General features: G+C 63.6%; 2 protein-coding genes and 1 pseudogene. All 3 read right to left on the bottom strand.

Annotated features, from left to right (window positions below; translation table 11 throughout):
- Positions 1-433: pseudogene (locus EN879_RS34750) on the bottom strand (ABC transporter permease); the annotation flags it as partial.
- Positions 430-1,314: an ABC transporter permease gene (locus tag EN879_RS34745; RefSeq protein WP_063167636.1), complete on the bottom strand. Its 885-nt coding sequence runs from the start codon at positions 1,312-1,314 to the stop codon at positions 430-432. The gene EN879_RS34745 and the pseudogene EN879_RS34750, both read right to left, overlap by 4 nt.
- Positions 1,315-1,418: 104 nt before the next feature.
- On the bottom strand, positions 1,419-1,737 hold a 319-nt coding region (locus EN879_RS34740), incomplete at its 5' end, for an FAD-dependent oxidoreductase (RefSeq protein ID WP_164774791.1).

Here is a 1,737-nt window from a genome sequence, read left to right as displayed (position 1 = left end):
CCAATATATGGCCGAGAACGATGGCGACGCGCGATGGCCCCAGACCAACGAGGTTGATGAGGATCAGCAGCGATATGCCGACGATGACGCCCGGGATCAGGATCGGCAGCCTTGCGATGGCGCTGATGGTGGCGGCCAGCGGCGAGCGGCCGTAGAGGTCCATGTAGGATACGGTTATGCCGCACAGCGTCGCACCCGTGGCGGCGAAGGCGCCGATGGCGAGGCTGTTCAAGAGTGCACCGGTCAGCGCCGAATTGCCGAACAGCGTCGCGTACCATTGCAAGGTAAAACCTTGCAGCGGAAACGCTGCCTGGATCGAGTTGTTGAAGGAAAACAGCGGGATCAGCAGCACCGGCAGATAGAGAAAGACCAGATAGGCGGCGATATACATGCCGAGCCAGCGGCCACCTCCGTGCGTGCGTGCAGTGCTCATGTGCGGCTGCCAAATCTGCGGTCGGCGAAGCGCGCGACCAGCACCACGCACAGGATGACCAGCATGACGGCGACGGAGAGTGCTGCGCCAAACGGCCAGTCATTGGCCTTGCCGAATTGCGCCTGGATCAGCGTGCCGATCATGGTGCTGGCCGGGCCGCCGACGAGCGCCGGCGTGACATAGTCGCCGACCGTCGGCACGAAGACGACGAGGGCTGCCGCCAGCACGCCCGGCATCGAATTGGGCAGCACGATCCGGCGGAAAGAGGTGAATGGCCGCGCGCCGAGATCGGAAGCGGCCTCGATCAGCGATTTCGGGATGGTGTCCAGCGCCACGTAGATCGGCAGGATGGCGAAAGGCGCATAGGCGTGCGCCAGCGTGACGACGACGGCGGCCGGCGTGTTGAGAAAGGCCAATGTCGGCTCGGACCAGATGCCGCTTTCGATCAGCGCCGAGTTCAAAACGCCATTGTAGGCGAGCACGATCTTCCAGGCGAAGACGCGCAGGAGATAGCTGGTCCAGAACGGCAGCGTCACCAGGAACAGCAGCAGGCCGCGCCGCCGGCCGGTATGGAAGGCAAGGTAGTAGGCGACGGGATAGGCAGTGACGACCGTCGCCAGCGTGACCAGAGCGGCAATGATCAGCGAGCGCAGCGTCACCGTCCAGTACAGCGGATCGGACACCACGGTGACGAAGTTCGCGACGGTGAAACCGGCGCCGAGCAGCGAACCGTCATTGCCGCGGAAGGCGAGGAAAAGCACGAGGCCAAGCGCAAACAGGATCAGCAGGAAGGTGACCAGCGCGCCCGGCAGCAGCATGGCGACCCGGAAGCCCTGGGAAGACCGGGCCTCTGGCGCTGATGTTGCAACTAGGGTCGACATCGACCTGCCTATTGGAAATTTGAAATTGGCCTAGAGTTTTTCATATCCATGAAACTGTCAAGCAGAATCCCCTAACGGAACTCCAAGGAGATAAAGCGCCCTGGTCAGCGCTCCAACGCATCGAGCAGGCGATACCAGGCGATGGTCGCGGCGACGCCGACCTGGCGGAAGGCGTGAAACGGGATCGGCCGGATCGGCGAGACCGGGAAAGGCAATTGCCTGGCGTCGCCACTTTGGAGGTAGCCGGCGATGCGCTCGCCAAGCGCAGTCATCAGGCCGACACCACGACCCTGGCAGCCGACCACGGCGAGCAGGCCTTTCTCCGGCTCGTGGATGTGCGGCAGGTGGTCCGGCGTCATCGCAACCCGGCCGAACCAGCGCTTCTCGATGGGAACGCCGGACAGCGAGGGATAGAGCCGTACC

It is taken from the genome of Mesorhizobium sp. M7A.F.Ca.AU.002.02.1.1, from assembly GCF_003998535.1.
GTDB classification, from domain to species: domain Bacteria; phylum Pseudomonadota; class Alphaproteobacteria; order Rhizobiales; family Rhizobiaceae; genus Mesorhizobium; species Mesorhizobium ciceri.
Note: the sequence above shows the minus strand (reverse complement) of the source record. Positions and strands in the feature narration are given on the sequence as shown.